Raw genomic sequence first — 13,068 nt, 5'->3', positions numbered from 1 at the left:
CATCATGCGCGTCGTTTCCGGCATCAAGCCCACAGGGAATCTCCATCTCGGCAATTATCTGGGCGCCGTGAAGCAGTGGGTGGCGATGCAGGACGACATCCAGGCCAAGGGCGGCGAGACGATGTACTTCATCGCCGACCTGCACGGCCTGACCGAGTGGATCGCGCCCGAGGCGATGGCGGCCAACACCATCGAGATGACCGCGACGCTGATCGCCGCCGGGATCGACCCCGAGCGCTCGATCCTGTTCAACCAGACCCGCGTGCCGGCGCATAGCGAACTGGGCTGGCTGCTGAACAATGTCGCGCGGGTCGGCTGGCTGAACCGCATGACCCAGTTCAAGGACAAGGCGGGCAAGAACCGCGAGGGCGCCAGCGTCGGCCTGTACGACTATCCGGTGCTGATGGCCGCCGACGTGCTGCTCTACAACGCGACTCACGTCCCCGTCGGCGAGGACCAGAAGCAGCATCTGGAGCTGGCCCGCGACATCGCGACCAAGTTCAACAACGATTATGGCCGCGAGCTGTTCACCCTGCCCGAACCGTTCATCAGCAAGGCGGCACCGCGCATCATGTCGCTTCGCGACGGTGCGTCGAAGATGTCCAAGTCGAACCCCTCGGAAATGTCGCTGGTCAAGCTGATCGACAGTGATGACCAGATCGCCGAGAAGTTCCGCAAGGCCAAGACCGATCCGGACGTGCTTCCCGAGACGATGGACGGACTGGAAGGCCGGGCCGAGGCGCGCAACCTGATCACCATCTATGCCGCCATGGCCGACCGCGAACCCGGCGACGTCCTGACCCAGTTCGCGGGCAAAGGCTTCGGCGCGTTCAAGCCCGAGCTGGCCGACCTGGCGGTCGCGACGCTGAGCCCGATCCGCGAGCGGCTGACCCGGTTACTCGACGATCGCGGCGAAGTCGGCCGGATCCTGGAGCGGGGAGCCGAGAAGGCCCGCGATCTGGCCGCGCCGCTGCTGCTGGATGTGCAGCGGACCATGGGCCTGCAAATCTGATGAACCCCGGTCCCGTCACCCGCATCATGGTGATGGGGCCGCCGGGCAGCGGCAAGTCGACGCTCGCCCGGCACTTGGGCGAACGATTGGGTTTGCCGGTCCATCACGCCGATGCGCTGTTCCACGCGCCCGGCTGGACCATGCGGCCACGCGCAGACTTCATTGCCGACATGGTCGCCATTGCGGCCCAGCCTGGCTGGGTGATCGACGGCAATTATTCGAGCGAGAAATATGGCGCGGCGATCCGCGATCGGCTGGCGAGCGCCGACCGGATCATCCTGCTCGACCTGCCCCGCCGGGTAACGATCCCGCGCATCCTCCGGCGTCTGGCGCGCTACTACGGGCGGCAGCGTCCCGACAGCGCGGCGGGATGTCCGGAGCGGCTGGATGGGGAATTTCTGGCCTATTGCTGGAACTGGCCGCATCGGGTGCGCCCGGGGATCTTGCAGGTTCTGGAAACGGTGGCCGAGCGGGTGATCCGCTATGAGCGGCCACCGATGCTGGAGCGGGTGCTGGCCGGTCTCGGTTGAGCGGATTCCCTTGGCCTTCGACTTCGCTCAGGCTGAACGGACCTTTTGGCAGAGGACCAACAGCCGTTCAGGCTGAGCGACGTCGAAGCCCACGCCCCGAGCCCGCCCAAAAGGGCCTTCAGCCCTCCAGTTCCTTCATCAGCACCCGCACCGCATTGTCGATGTCGCGGTCGGTATCGCGCAGTTCCTCGATCTTGCGCACCGCATAGATGACCGTCGAGTGATCGCGCCCACCGAATTTCCGCCCGATCTCAGGCAGCGACCGGGTGGTCAGCCGCTTGGCGAGGTACATGGCGATCTGACGCGGACGGGCGATCGCACGGGCGCGGCGGGCCGAGACCAGGTCGAGCGGCTTCAGCTCGAAATGGCGGCTCACCAGCTTCTGAATCTCGTCGATGGTGATCCGACGCTGGGCACCACGCAGCACCTCGCCCAGCGTGGCCACGGCGAATTCCAGGTCGATCTTGTCGCCGGTCAGCTGCGCATAGGCGACGACGCGGTTCAGCGCGCCTTCCAGTTCGCGGATATTGCCGCGAATGCGCGAGGCCAGCAGGTCGAGCACATCGGTCGGCACATGGATCTCGGGAAGATCGGCGACCTTGCGGTTCAGGATCGTGCGGCGCAGCGTTAGGTCGGGCGCCTTGATGTCGGCAACCAGCCCTGCCCCCAGACGGCCGATGATGCGCGGCTCGACCCCGTCCAGCGACTGGGGCGAGCGGTCGGCCGAGATGACCAGCCGCTTGCCCGCGCCGACCAGCTCGTTGACCGTGTGGAAGAATTCCTCCTGGGTGGAATCCTTGCCCGCGATGAACTGCAGATCGTCGATCAGCAGCAGATCGGCCGAGCGGAGCCGCGACTTGAAGCTGTGCGTGTCGCGGGCACGCATCGCCGCGACGAAGTCGAACATGAACCGCTCGGCCGACATGCACAGCACGATCGCTTCGGGATGCGACTCGAGGAATGCATGGGCGATGGCATGCATCAGATGCGTCTTGCCCTGCCCCGTGCCGCCATGGAGGAACAGCGGGCTGAAGCGCGGCGGGCCCGGCTCGGCGAGCGACAGCGCGGCGTTGAAGGCGACGCGGTTCGACGAATCGACCACGAAACGGTCGAAGGTCAGACGCGGGTCGAGCGGCGGACGGTCGCTGACCACGCGCGGCGCGGGCGCCGCGACCGGAGCGGGCTTGGCCGCAGCCTGCGCCGCCGGGCGACGCGCCGCCGGCGCGGGTGCGGCCGGCACCACCCGCAGCGGCTTGGGCGCGGGTTCGCCGAACAGCGAGGGTTGTTCGTCGTCCTCGATACGCGGCGACTCGACCGGCGCGGCGGCGCGCGGTGCGGGTGCCGAGTCGAAGGTCTCGACGCTGGTCAGCCGGGCGACCTTGCTGGGCGCGCGCGTCTCGATGACGACCGAGCGGACCTCTGGCAGCACCGCCTTGAATTCCAGATGCAGGCGATCCGCATAATGGCTGCGCACCCAGTTGGTCGCAAAGGCGGAGGGGAGCGCCAGGCGGACCGTATCGGGCTCGTCACCCTCGATCAGCTCCATCGGCTTCAGCCACTGGTCGAACAGGCGGGCACCGGCCGATTCGCGCAGGTTCGCGCGGACGCGCGCCCAGGCACGGGCCTGGTCGGTCGTCGGTCGCGTTGCCTGCCAATTGGTCACCCGTGTACTCCACTAATGTCGGCCGCGTACGCTGCGACCGAACCCCCGTTCCACTCGGCGACACGATCCCCATGGTCGAATCGAAAACGGATTCGGCCGGGTCCTGTCACTTCGCGATTACCATGACGCGGGCACGAAGCACCGCTGCTGGGATACCGATTATGAGCCATGGGGGGGTCCGATCAAGACCGACTTCGGCCATAAATCTGAAATAAATCGGATTGACACGCCAAAGCCCGCAGAATCCCGTCCAACTATCTCACAAGTCACTGAGATCGAACGATATTAAGCAAGACGCCAAGTTGGCCCGGCAAACCCGAATCACTCGAATCGCGGATTAAGCTGGCGTTGCGCGAAATCGTGGAAGGTTCCCCCGGATCGGCTCCGCAACCGTCGTTAATTTGCAGCACCGCGCACACGAAAAAACCCGCCGGGGCCGTCCCCGGCGGGTTGATTTCGTCGCTTACCGAGAGGCTTTAGGCCAGAGCGGCGATGCGCTTGGTCAGACGCGAGAACTTGCGCGCAACCGTGTTCTTGTGCAGCACGCCCTTGGCGACGCCGCGCGCCATTTCCGGCTGCGCCGCGGCCAGAGCGACCGTCGCGGTTTCCTTGTCGCCCGCGGCCAGAGCGGCCTCCACCTTCTTCACGAAGGTGCGGATGCGGCTGACGCGGTTGCCGTTGATGACGGCGCGACGCTCGTTGCGACGGATACGCTTTTTGGCCTGCGGCGTGTTCGCCATGAAAACCTCTAAATCTCGATCAAAAGGGATAGCGGCGCGACGCACCAGCTTTGAAGCCGCGCCCCTTACCGGTTGGCGAGCATCCCGTCAACTGCGCTGGCAGCTCGCACACCAGAAAGTCGAGCGCCCCGAATCGGTTCGCCGCCGCACGATCGTGCCGCATTCGCACGCCTCGCCCTCCCGGCCATAGACGCGCCATTCCTTGGAGAAATAGCCCAATTCGCCATCGGGGCGCACATAATCGCGCAAGGACGATCCGCCCGCCAGGATCGCGGCCTCCAGCACGGCCCGGATCGCCTCGACCAGCCGGACGAGTCGCGCCTTCGAAATCTGGCCGCCCGCGCGGCCCGGCGTGATCTTGGCCAGGTGCAGCGCTTCGCAGACATAGATATTGCCGAGCCCTGCGACGATCCGCTGGTCGAGCAGCATCGCCTTGATCGGCGCGGCCCTGCCCTCCAGCGCCCCCGCCAGATAGGCGGCGGTGAAGTCCGGCCCCAGCGGCTCGGGCCCCATGGCCAGGAACGGCGGATAGCTGGTCAGCTCGGCGGTCGGCCACAGATCGACGAACCCGAATCGCCGGGGATCGTTCAGCGCCAGCCGCCGCCCCGCCCTTGTCTCAAGTAACAGATGGTCGTGGGCCAGCGGCTCGCCCGGGTCGATCCGCCAGCGCCCCGACATGCCGAGGTGAAAGACCATGGTATCGCCGCGATCGGTGTCGATCAGGCCGTATTTGGCGCGCCGCCCCAGTCTGGTCACGGTCGCGCCCGTCATCCGCTGTCGCAGGTCCACCGGAAAGGGATGGCGCAGGTCCGGGCGGCGCGGCTCAACCAGCGTCAGCCGCTCGCCCGCCAGCACGGGGGTCAGGCCGCGGACCGTTGTTTCGACCTCGGGAAGTTCGGGCATCGTCTCTCTGGAATGGCTTTCGTCGCCAAACAGCTAGGTAGCGTTTGCCCCGCCAGCAAGGCCGGGCTAGGGCAAGGCCATGAGCGATACCGTCTCCTTCGGCTATGAAGATGTGCCCCGCGACGAAAAGGTCGCCCGTGTCGGCAGCGTGTTTACCAACGTCGCCGCCAAATACGACCTGATGAACGATGCCATGTCGGGCGGGATGCACCGGCTGTGGAAAGATCGCTTCGTCCGCCGGGTGAAGCCGCGCGCCAGCGACCAGATCCTCGACATGGCGGGCGGCACCGGCGACATCGCCTTCCGCCTGGCCGAATCGGGCGCCAGCATCACGGTCGCCGACATCAATCCGGCCATGCTGGAAGTCGGCATGAAGCGCGCGGCGGAGCGTGGGCTCGACGGGCTGGTCTGGACCGAGGCCAATGCCGAAGTCCTCACCTTCCCCGACAAGTTCTTCGACGCCTATACGATCGCGTTCGGCATCCGCAACGTCACCGATATTCCGGCCGCGCTGAAGGAAGCGCACCGCGTGCTGCGGCGGGGCGGGCGGTTCTTCTGCCTGGAATTCTCGACCACCGTCTGGCCGGGCTTCTCGGAGGTGTACGACGCCTATTCGCACAAGCTGGTGCCCAAGCTGGGCCAGATGCTGGCGGGCGATGCGGACAGCTATCGCTATCTGATTGAGTCGATCCGTCGCTTCCCCGACATGCCGACCTTCGAGAAGATGATCCGCGAGGCGGGCTTCATCGAGACCAAGGTCGAGCCGATCATGGGTGGCCTGGTCGCGATCCATTCGGGCTGGAAGATTTGATGCGGGGACGTCCGGGCGGGCACGCCCTGTGAGGCTCACGCTGTGACCCAGCCGGTGGTGCATCTCTGGCGTCTGCTCAAATGGGGGCGGACGCTGGCGCGGCATGGCGCGCTGAAGGGCATCGAGCGCGATCCCAACACGCCCGCCCCCGTGCGGCGGCTGGCGCGTGTCGCCCGGTTCGGCGCGCGCGTGCCCGCCAAGCCGGCCTATGCCGATGCGTTCCAGGCGATCGGCCCGGCGGCGATCAAGCTGGGCCAGACGCTGGCGACGCGCCCCGATCTGGTCGGTGACGACGCCGCGCACGACCTGCTGCGGCTCCAAGACCAACTGCCCCCCGTCCCCTTCGCGACGATCTGCGCCGCGATGGAGGCCAGCATGGGTCGCCCGCCCTCGCACTTCTTTTCGTCGATCGAGGAAGTGCCGGTCGGCGCCGCCTCGATCGCGCAGGTGCACCGCGCGGTGACGACCGATGGCCGTACGGTCGCGGTCAAGGTGCTGCGCCCCGGCGTCGAGGAAGACTTCGCCCGCGCCATCGACACCTACCAATGGGCCGCCGCGCAGGTCGAGGGAATGAGCGGCGAGGCCGCGCGCCTGCGCCCGCGCCTGACGGTCGAGAATTTCCGCCGCTGGACGCTGCGTGAGCTGAATTTCCGGCGCGAGGCGGCCTCGGCCTCCGAGCTCGCGGAGGCGATGACCGCCGAGCCCGATTTCATGGTGCCGCAGATCGACTGGGCGCGCTCGACCGCCAAGGTGCTGACGGTCGAGTGGATCGACGGGATCAAGCTGTCCAACCGCCAGGCGCTGGTCGAGGCGGGTTACGACCTGCCGCACCTCGCCCAGACGCTGGTGCGCGCCTTTCTGCGCCAGGCGATCGCGGAAGGATTCTTCCATGCCGACATGCACCAGGGCAATCTCTTCGCCCTGCCCGGCAACAAGATCGCCGCGATCGACTTCGGCATCATGGGCCGGATCGACCGGCGCGCGCGCGTGTGGCTGGCCGAAATCCTCTATGGCCTGATCACCGGCAATTATAAGCGCGTCGCCGAGATTCATTTCGAGGCAGGCTATGTGCCGCCGCACCACAATGTTGCCGAGTTCGCGACCGCGCTGCGCGCCGTGGGCGAGCCGATGCGCGGGCTTCCGGTAAAGGACATGTCGATCGGCATGATGCTCGACGGCCTGTTCTCGATCACCCGCGATTTCGACATGGTGACGCAGCCGCATCTGCTGCTGCTGCAAAAGACCATGGTCATGGTCGAGGGCGTGGCGACCAGCCTCGATCCCGACATCAACCTGTGGGACTCGGCCGCGCCGTTCGTGCGCGAATGGATTCGCACCGAACTGGGGCCCGAGGCCAAGATCGCCGACCGTCTGATCGAGGACGTCCAGACGCTCGCCCGCCTGCCCGAGCTGGTTCGCCGGATCGAGGCGCGCTACCCCGCGCCCGGCGGCGAGCCGCCCGCGCCGCCGCTAAAGGCAATCGAGGTCGTGCGGATCGGCGGCGGCTGGCGCTATGCGCTGCTGTCGATGGTCTCAGCGGCGATGGGCGTCGCCGCGACCCTGGCCGTGCTCCGGTAGACATGCCGGGCAGCGCGTCCCCTGCCCCCTCGCGCCGTGGTTCGCGGCCGCTCTGGTTCAACCAGCCGGGGGGGATGACCGGCCTGTCGCCGATGCTGGCGCGCGGGGTGCTGGCGCTGCTGATCCTGCTGACCGTCATCGGCTATGCCTCGCAAGGCACGTTCGATCCGGTCGCGGATCGCCTGCCGCCCGTCGCCACGACGATCCTGGACCATGTCCGCCATGGCGTGTCCTTCTATCCCGCTGCGCTCGACGCCCTGCGCGAGAATGAACGGGCGCTTCGCCCGGCGATGTTCGCCGTACCGCTGCCCGCGCTGTTCGTGACGCTGGGCATGATCCCCGCCTGGGCCTGGCATCTGGGGTTGATGCTGCTGGGTCTGGCGATGCTGGCAGGGTGGCTGAGGCGGGTCGCGCCGCTGCTGGACGGACGCGGGCCGATGGCGCTGGCCGCGATCCTGCTGCTTGCGGGCCTGTATCCGCTGGTCGCCCGACCGATGATCGCCGTGCCCGAAGCATGGGCGGGCGTGCTGATCGCGCTGTCGCTGGTGCAGCGACGGCCGGAGGCGGGTCTGAGCGCCGTCGCGCTGGGCCTCGTCGCGATGATCCTGACGCCGGTGGCGCTTCCCTATGCCCTGGTGATGCTGGTCCTGGCGGCCCGCGCCGGTGCCCGGCGCGAGGCGATCGGATGGATGAGCGCGATCGCGGTCGCGCTGCTGGTACTGGCGGCGCATGGCCATGCGCTGGGGCCGCTTGTGACGCCGATCGACCCCGCCATGGGGGGGCCGATCCAGCTGATCGCCCCGGGCACGCTTATCGCGTCGATCGCCTCGGTACAGGCGGTGGGTGTGCTGCCCATGGCCGTCGTCGTGCCGCTGGCCGTGCTGGCGGCGCTGGGCTGGACGCATTGGCGGCAGCCGGTCGCACGCCGCGCGGGTATCACCCTCGCGGTCTATGCGCTGCTTGCGTTGGTGACGGGATCGCCCGCCATGGTGCTGGGCGTGTCGCCCCTTCTCTTCCTCGGCGTCGTCTTCGCGCCCGATGCGGTGCGGGAGCTGATCCTGGCCGCACGCGGGCAGAGGCGACGCATCACCGTGACGCGAGTCGTGCGATGAGCCATATCCTGTTGATCGTCGGCGGCGGCATCGCCGCGTACAAGAGCTGCGAACTGATCCGCCTGCTCCGCCGGAACGGCCACAGCGTCCGGTGCGTCCCGACGGAGGGGGGCAGTCATTTCGTCACCCCGATGACCTTGGCCGCACTGTCGGAGAATCAGGTCTTCACAACGCTGTGGGACCTGAAGGACGAAGCGGAAATGGGTCATATCCAGCTGAGCCGCGAGGCCGATCTGGTCGTCGTTGCGCCCGGCACCGCCGATCTGATGGCGCGAATGGCGAACGGTCATGCCGATGATCTGGCGACGACATTGCTGCTCGCCACCGATACGCCGGTGCTGGTCGCGCCAGCGATGAACGTGCGCATGTGGCTTCACCCCGCGACGCAGCGTAATGTCGCACGGCTGCGCGCCGACGGTATCGAGGTGATGGCCCCGGACGAAGGCGCAATGGCATGCGGCGAGTTCGGCCCCGGCCGCCTGCCCGAGCCGCCCGCCATCCTCGCCGCGATCGAAACGAAACTGACGCCTGCGAATCGCCCGCTGGCCGGCCGCCATATACTGGTGACGGCGGGACCGACTCACGAGCCGATCGACCCGGTCCGCTACATCGCCAACCGCTCCTCGGGACGGCAGGGATTCGCGGTGGCGAGCGCGCTGGCCCGGCTGGGCGCGCAGGTCACGCTGGTCGCCGGACCGGTCACGCTGCCCACCCCGCCGGGCGTCACGCGGGTCGATGTCGAGACGGCACGCCAGATGGCCGAAGCCGTCGCCGCCGCCCTGCCCGCCGACGCGGCCGTGATGGTGGCCGCCGTCGCCGACTGGCGGGTCGAGGCGGCGGGGCAGAAGATGAAGAAGGATGGCGGCGCGGCACCCGCCCTGGCCCTGGTCGAGAATCCCGACATCCTCGCCACCCTCGCGGCCTCGCCCGATCGGCCGAAGCTGGTCGTCGGCTTCGCGGCCGAGACCGAGAATGTCATCAACCATGCCGTCGCCAAGCGCACCCGCAAGCGTGCCGACTGGATCGTCGCCAACGACGTGTCGGGCGACGTATTCGGCGGCGACGCCAACCGCGTCCACCTGATCACGGCCGACGGCGTTGAAAGCTGGGAGCGGATGGGCAAGGACGATGTCGCCTGGGGGCTCGCGCAACGCATCGCGGATGCGCTACAAGCCATGTCATGACGCTGCCCCCTATTTCCATTGCCCTCAAGCGCTTGCCCCATGGTGAGGGACTGCCCCTGCCCGCCTATGCCACGCCCGGCGCGGCGGGCATGGACGTGGTCGCCGCCGAGACGCTGACGCTGGAGCCCGGTCGCCGCGCCGCCGTCGCGACCGGCTTCGCCATCGCCATTCCGCCGGGCTATGAGGTGCAGGTGCGGCCCCGCTCCGGCCTCGCGCTGAAGAACGGCATTACCTGCCTCAACACGCCCGGCACCATCGACGAGGATTATCGCGGCGAGGTGAAGGTGATCCTCGCCAATCTGGGCGACCAGCCTTTCGAGGTGGTGCGCGGCGAACGCATTGCCCAACTCGTCCCCGCCCCCGTCCAGCGCGCGACCTTTACGCAAGTCGAGGAACTCGACGCGACGCAGCGGGGGGACGGCGGCTTCGGATCGACCGGGCGATGATCGCGCCGCTGCTGATCGCCGCCCTGCTTCAGGCTGCCACGCCACCCGCTGTCACGGCCCCGGCGCCCCCCGGCGAGCCGCCGCACGACTGGTCGCCGCTCGCCTCGATCACCCTGCCCCCCGCCGGGCCCGACATGGTGCGCTTCGTGCGCGACGAGGTGGCGGCCGGGCGCTGCACCCGCGCGCGTCCGGCGGACGACCAGATGGTGCTGGTCGTGCCCATGGCGGTGCGGATCAGCGCGGACGGCAGCACCGAAAGCGTGGTCCCGCTCGCCATCGGCTGCCCCACGGTCGAACAATATAGCGCGGGCGCGGCACAGCGGATGATCCGCCACCTCGCGCACCGCACGCTGATGGAGGGCGATCGCTGGTATCGCACCGTCATCACCTATACCTGGCCGGGCACGGGGCCAGGATGATCCTGACCGACGACGAACTCGCCCGCTACGCCCGCCATATCGTGCTCCGCGAATTCGGCGGGGGCGGACAGCTTCGGTTGAAACAGGCGCGGGTCGCGGTGATTGGCGCGGGCGGGATCGGCTCCCCTGCTATCCAATATCTCGCCGCCGCCGGGATCGGGGCGCTGACCCTGATCGACGACGATGTGGTCGAGCCATCCAACCTGCAGCGCCAGACCATCTTTACGACCGATGATCGCGGCACGGCCAAGGTCGAGGCCGCCGCCGCCTATGTCGCACGGCTGAACCCGCATGTCGCCGTCACCGTGCATCGGACCCGCGTGGGCGTGGAGAATGTCACCGCGCTGATCCAGGGCGCGGACGTGGTCCTCGACGGATGCGATAATTTCGCGACCCGGCTGGCGGTCGCCGACGCCGCGTTGGCCTTGCATATCCCGCTGGTTTCGGCGGCGGTCGGGCAGTTCGAGGGGCAGCTGGCGGTCTATCGCGGTTGGGAGGCGGATCGCCCCTGCTATCGCTGCTTCGTCGGCGATGCGGCGGACCAGGCCGGGCTGACCTGCGCCGATGACGGCGTGCTGGGGCCGGTGACCGGCGTCATGGGCAGCCTGGCCGCGCTGGAAACGTTGCGCGCCGTTGCCGGTTTCGGTCGCGATACGGCGGGAAGCATCATGCTGGCCGACATACTGACGATGCGCTTCCGCACCCTGGCCTTGCCCAAGGATCCCGGTTGCCGCTGCGCCCAGGCCGTGGCGGCGGCCGCATGAGCCGGCGGCCCACGCCGCCGCCCGGCTGGTTCGACTGGACGGGGGACAAGGGCTGGATCGGCCAGGTCACCGGCCTGCCCGACAGTACGCTGCACGCCTATGCGGGCATGGCGATCCTGACCCTTTCGGCGCTGGTCCTGCGCCGCAAGCCCTGGGACTGGCGCTGCTGGCTGACCGTGCTGGTGATCGAGACGGTCAACGAAGCCTATGATCTGCTCCAGCCCTTCTATGCCACCGACGAAGGCAATCTGCCCGCCAGTTGGTTCGACATCTGGAACACGATGCTGTGCCCGACGGTGATCCTCCTGACCTTCGGCTGGCTCGCGCGGCGGGGACGGTAAACGCAAATCCTCCGCAGTAGGAGAACCGGCGGGCCCCTGCCCGGGGTGAAGGGGAAAGGCCACTCGCGTGGGGTAATGCCCCTCCACCATCGCTGGCGCGATGGTCCCCCTCCCCAAGCATAGCTTGGGGAGGAATAAGAAAGGGACGGCATCTTGACGCACGCCTGCACGCCGGGCGTGATATCCGCACGTGACGGGGGAGCAGTGCGAACAGCAAACGCAAATCCTCCCCATCTCCGATGGGGAGGGGGACCGCCGGGCACCAGCCCGGGGGTGGAGGGGCAAGACCCTGCACTCGCCCATCATCCCTTCGCGCGGGGCACTGCCCCTCCACCATCGCTAACGCGATGGTCCCCCTCCCCAAGCATAGCTTGGGGAGGAATGGAAAGGGGCCGGCGTCTTGACGCACGCGTGCGCGCCTGACGCGATATCCGCAAGTGACGGGGCAGCAGTGCGGCCAGCAAACGCCAATCCTCCCCATCTCCGATGGGGAGGGGGACCGCCGGGCGCCAGCCCGGGGGTGGAGGGGCAATGCCCTGCATCCGCCTATCATCCCTTCGCACCGGGTAATGCCCCTCCACCATCGCTGGCGCGATGGTCCCCCTCCCCAAGCATAGCTTGGGGAGGAATAAGAAAGGGGGCGGCAGCCTTTCGGCGCCGCCCCCTTTTCCTCAGTAATGAGACGGAAATCAGCCGAGCAGGGTCTTCGCGAACGCGCGGACCGCCGGACCGATATCCTCGCGCGCCAGACCCAGCGCCAGGTTGGCAGTCAGCCAGCCCGCCTTGTCGCCGCAATCATAACGCTGGCCATCGAAGGTGAAGCCGTGGAAGGGCTGCCGCCCGATCAGCTTGGCCATGGCGTCGGTCAGCTGGATCTCGCCGCCCGCACCCGGCTCCTGCGCGTCGAGGATCTGCATCACCTCGGGCTGGAGGATGTAGCGGCCCGGGATCATCAGGTTCGACGGCGCCTTGCCCTTGGGCTTTTCCACGAGCGCGGTAACCTCGGTCAGGCGACCGTCCTGCTTGCCGGGCGAGATGATGCCGTACTTGTCGGTTTCGCTGTCGGGTACTTCCAGCGCGCCGATGACGTTGCCGCCGACCTGGTCATAGGCCTCGACCATCTGCTTCATGAAGCCGCCAACCATCAGTTCGTCGGGCAGCAGCACCGCGAAGGGCTCGTCGCCGACGATCTCGCGCGCGCACCACACCGCATGGCCCAGGCCCAGTGGCTCCTGCTGGCGGACATAGACGGGGCTGCCCGGCTTCTGGCGGATGCCCTCGATCACGGCGAGGCTCTTGCCGCGCGCCTTCATCGTGGCTTCGAGTTCGTAGGAGATGTCGAAATGATCCTCCAGCGCGCCCTTGCCGCGGCCGGTGACGAAGATGATCTGCTCGATCCCCGCCTCCAGCGCCTCTTCGACCGCATATTGGATCAGCGGCTTGTCGACGACGGTCAGCATCTCCTTCGGCATCGACTTGGTCGCCGGCAGGAACCGCGTTCCCAATCCCGCAACCGGGAAAACCGCCTTGCGAACCTTCTTGATCGTCATGAAACCTCCCTAGAT

General features: G+C 67.8%; 14 protein-coding genes. 10 read left to right on the top strand and 4 right to left on the bottom strand.

The annotated features are described in order from the left end of the window. The first annotated feature begins 4 nt into the window (after positions 1-4). On the top strand, positions 5-1,012 hold the full coding sequence (gene trpS / locus QZ546_RS15460; protein WP_294239485.1) for a tryptophan--tRNA ligase: 1,008 nt from the start codon (positions 5-7) through the stop codon (positions 1,010-1,012). Further along, positions 1,012-1,542 carry a topology modulation protein gene (locus QZ546_RS15455; protein ID WP_294239483.1) on the top strand — a complete coding sequence of 177 codons (531 nt, stop codon included), beginning with the start codon at positions 1,012-1,014 and terminating at the stop codon, positions 1,540-1,542. The genes trpS and QZ546_RS15455 overlap by 1 nt, the downstream gene beginning before the upstream one ends. Positions 1,543-1,660: 118 nt before the next feature. Here the strand turns inward: QZ546_RS15455 and dnaA are convergent, their stop codons facing one another. From dnaA to mutM, 3 genes are all read right to left on the bottom strand, one after another. Next, positions 1,661-3,205 (bottom strand): chromosomal replication initiator protein DnaA, encoded by a 1,545-nt coding sequence (gene dnaA / locus QZ546_RS15450; RefSeq protein ID WP_294239481.1) that lies wholly within the window; start codon positions 3,203-3,205, stop codon positions 1,661-1,663. A 476-nt stretch (positions 3,206-3,681) separates the two neighbouring features. Further along, entirely contained in the window at positions 3,682-3,945 is a 264-nt protein-coding gene (rpsT, locus tag QZ546_RS15445) for a 30S ribosomal protein S20 (RefSeq protein WP_007404699.1), read from the bottom strand. A gap of 87 nt (positions 3,946-4,032) precedes the next feature. Continuing rightward, positions 4,033-4,848, bottom strand: a complete 816-nt coding sequence (gene mutM / locus QZ546_RS15440; protein ID WP_294239479.1) for a bifunctional DNA-formamidopyrimidine glycosylase/DNA-(apurinic or apyrimidinic site) lyase — start codon at positions 4,846-4,848, stop codon at positions 4,033-4,035. A 79-nt stretch (positions 4,849-4,927) separates the two neighbouring features. Between mutM and QZ546_RS15435 the strand changes: the two genes are divergently transcribed. Genes QZ546_RS15435 through QZ546_RS15400 form a run of 8 tightly spaced genes read left to right on the top strand, consistent with a single transcriptional unit; the run spans position 4,928 to position 11,503 of the window. Continuing rightward, the gene (locus tag QZ546_RS15435) at positions 4,928-5,659 is read left to right on the top strand and encodes a class I SAM-dependent methyltransferase (protein ID WP_294239477.1); all 732 of its coding nucleotides are present in this window, start codon (positions 4,928-4,930) and stop codon (positions 5,657-5,659) included. A gap of 42 nt (positions 5,660-5,701) precedes the next feature. After that, complete coding sequence (ubiB, locus tag QZ546_RS15430; RefSeq protein WP_294239476.1) at positions 5,702-7,237, top strand: 2-polyprenylphenol 6-hydroxylase; 1,536 nt, start codon at positions 5,702-5,704, stop codon at positions 7,235-7,237. 2 nt (positions 7,238-7,239) lie between these two features. After that, complete coding sequence (locus QZ546_RS15425) at positions 7,240-8,349, top strand: hypothetical protein (RefSeq protein WP_294239474.1); 1,110 nt, start codon at positions 7,240-7,242, stop codon at positions 8,347-8,349. Beyond that, positions 8,346-9,533 (top strand): bifunctional phosphopantothenoylcysteine decarboxylase/phosphopantothenate--cysteine ligase CoaBC, encoded by a 1,188-nt coding sequence (gene coaBC / locus QZ546_RS15420; RefSeq protein ID WP_294239472.1) that lies wholly within the window; start codon positions 8,346-8,348, stop codon positions 9,531-9,533. Before QZ546_RS15425 ends, coaBC begins: the two co-directional genes overlap by 4 nt. Continuing rightward, positions 9,530-9,979: a dUTP diphosphatase gene (gene dut / locus QZ546_RS15415; RefSeq protein ID WP_294239470.1), complete on the top strand. Its 450-nt coding sequence runs from the start codon at positions 9,530-9,532 to the stop codon at positions 9,977-9,979. The genes coaBC and dut overlap by 4 nt, the downstream gene beginning before the upstream one ends. Further along, positions 9,976-10,398 (top strand): hypothetical protein, encoded by a 423-nt coding sequence (locus QZ546_RS15410; RefSeq protein ID WP_294239468.1) that lies wholly within the window; start codon positions 9,976-9,978, stop codon positions 10,396-10,398. The genes dut and QZ546_RS15410 overlap by 4 nt, the downstream gene beginning before the upstream one ends. Further along, positions 10,395-11,162 carry a molybdopterin-synthase adenylyltransferase MoeB gene (locus QZ546_RS15405; protein ID WP_294239466.1) on the top strand — a complete coding sequence of 256 codons (768 nt, stop codon included), beginning with the start codon at positions 10,395-10,397 and terminating at the stop codon, positions 11,160-11,162. Before QZ546_RS15410 ends, QZ546_RS15405 begins: the two co-directional genes overlap by 4 nt. After that, positions 11,159-11,503, top strand: a complete 345-nt coding sequence (locus tag QZ546_RS15400) for a hypothetical protein (RefSeq protein WP_294239464.1) — start codon at positions 11,159-11,161, stop codon at positions 11,501-11,503. The genes QZ546_RS15405 and QZ546_RS15400 overlap by 4 nt, the downstream gene beginning before the upstream one ends. Before the next feature lie 689 nt (positions 11,504-12,192). Here QZ546_RS15400 and galU read toward each other — a convergent pair. Then, on the bottom strand, positions 12,193-13,053 hold the full coding sequence (galU, locus tag QZ546_RS15395) for a UTP--glucose-1-phosphate uridylyltransferase GalU (RefSeq protein ID WP_294239462.1): 861 nt from the start codon (positions 13,051-13,053) through the stop codon (positions 12,193-12,195). Positions 13,054-13,068 lie beyond the last annotated feature (15 nt).

This window comes from uncultured Sphingomonas sp., from assembly GCF_913062585.1.
GTDB lineage: Bacteria > Pseudomonadota > Alphaproteobacteria > Sphingomonadales > Sphingomonadaceae > Sphingomonas.
This window is presented reverse-complemented; position numbering and strand designations above follow the sequence as displayed.

Excerpts from the sequence above, each read along its gene's own strand:
- coaBC (WP_294239472.1), top strand. The coding sequence starts at position 8,346 with ATGAGCCATATCCTGTTGATCGTCGGCGGCGGCATCGCCGCGTACAAG.
- QZ546_RS15425 (WP_294239474.1), top strand. The coding sequence starts at position 7,240 with ATGCCGGGCAGCGCGTCCCCTGCCCCCTCGCGCCGTGGTTCGCGGCCG.
- QZ546_RS15410 (WP_294239468.1), top strand. The coding sequence starts at position 9,976 with ATGATCGCGCCGCTGCTGATCGCCGCCCTGCTTCAGGCTGCCACGCCA.
- QZ546_RS15405 (WP_294239466.1), top strand. The coding sequence starts at position 10,395 with ATGATCCTGACCGACGACGAACTCGCCCGCTACGCCCGCCATATCGTG.
- QZ546_RS15400 (WP_294239464.1), top strand. The coding sequence starts at position 11,159 with ATGAGCCGGCGGCCCACGCCGCCGCCCGGCTGGTTCGACTGGACGGGG.
- rpsT (WP_007404699.1), bottom strand. The coding sequence starts at position 3,945 with ATGGCGAACACGCCGCAGGCCAAAAAGCGTATCCGTCGCAACGAGCGT.
- galU (WP_294239462.1), bottom strand. The coding sequence starts at position 13,053 with ATGACGATCAAGAAGGTTCGCAAGGCGGTTTTCCCGGTTGCGGGATTG.
- trpS (WP_294239485.1), top strand. The coding sequence starts at position 5 with ATGCGCGTCGTTTCCGGCATCAAGCCCACAGGGAATCTCCATCTCGGC.
- QZ546_RS15435 (WP_294239477.1), top strand. The coding sequence starts at position 4,928 with ATGAGCGATACCGTCTCCTTCGGCTATGAAGATGTGCCCCGCGACGAA.
- mutM (WP_294239479.1), bottom strand. The coding sequence starts at position 4,848 with ATGCCCGAACTTCCCGAGGTCGAAACAACGGTCCGCGGCCTGACCCCC.
- dut (WP_294239470.1), top strand. The coding sequence starts at position 9,530 with ATGACGCTGCCCCCTATTTCCATTGCCCTCAAGCGCTTGCCCCATGGT.
- QZ546_RS15455 (WP_294239483.1), top strand. The coding sequence starts at position 1,012 with ATGAACCCCGGTCCCGTCACCCGCATCATGGTGATGGGGCCGCCGGGC.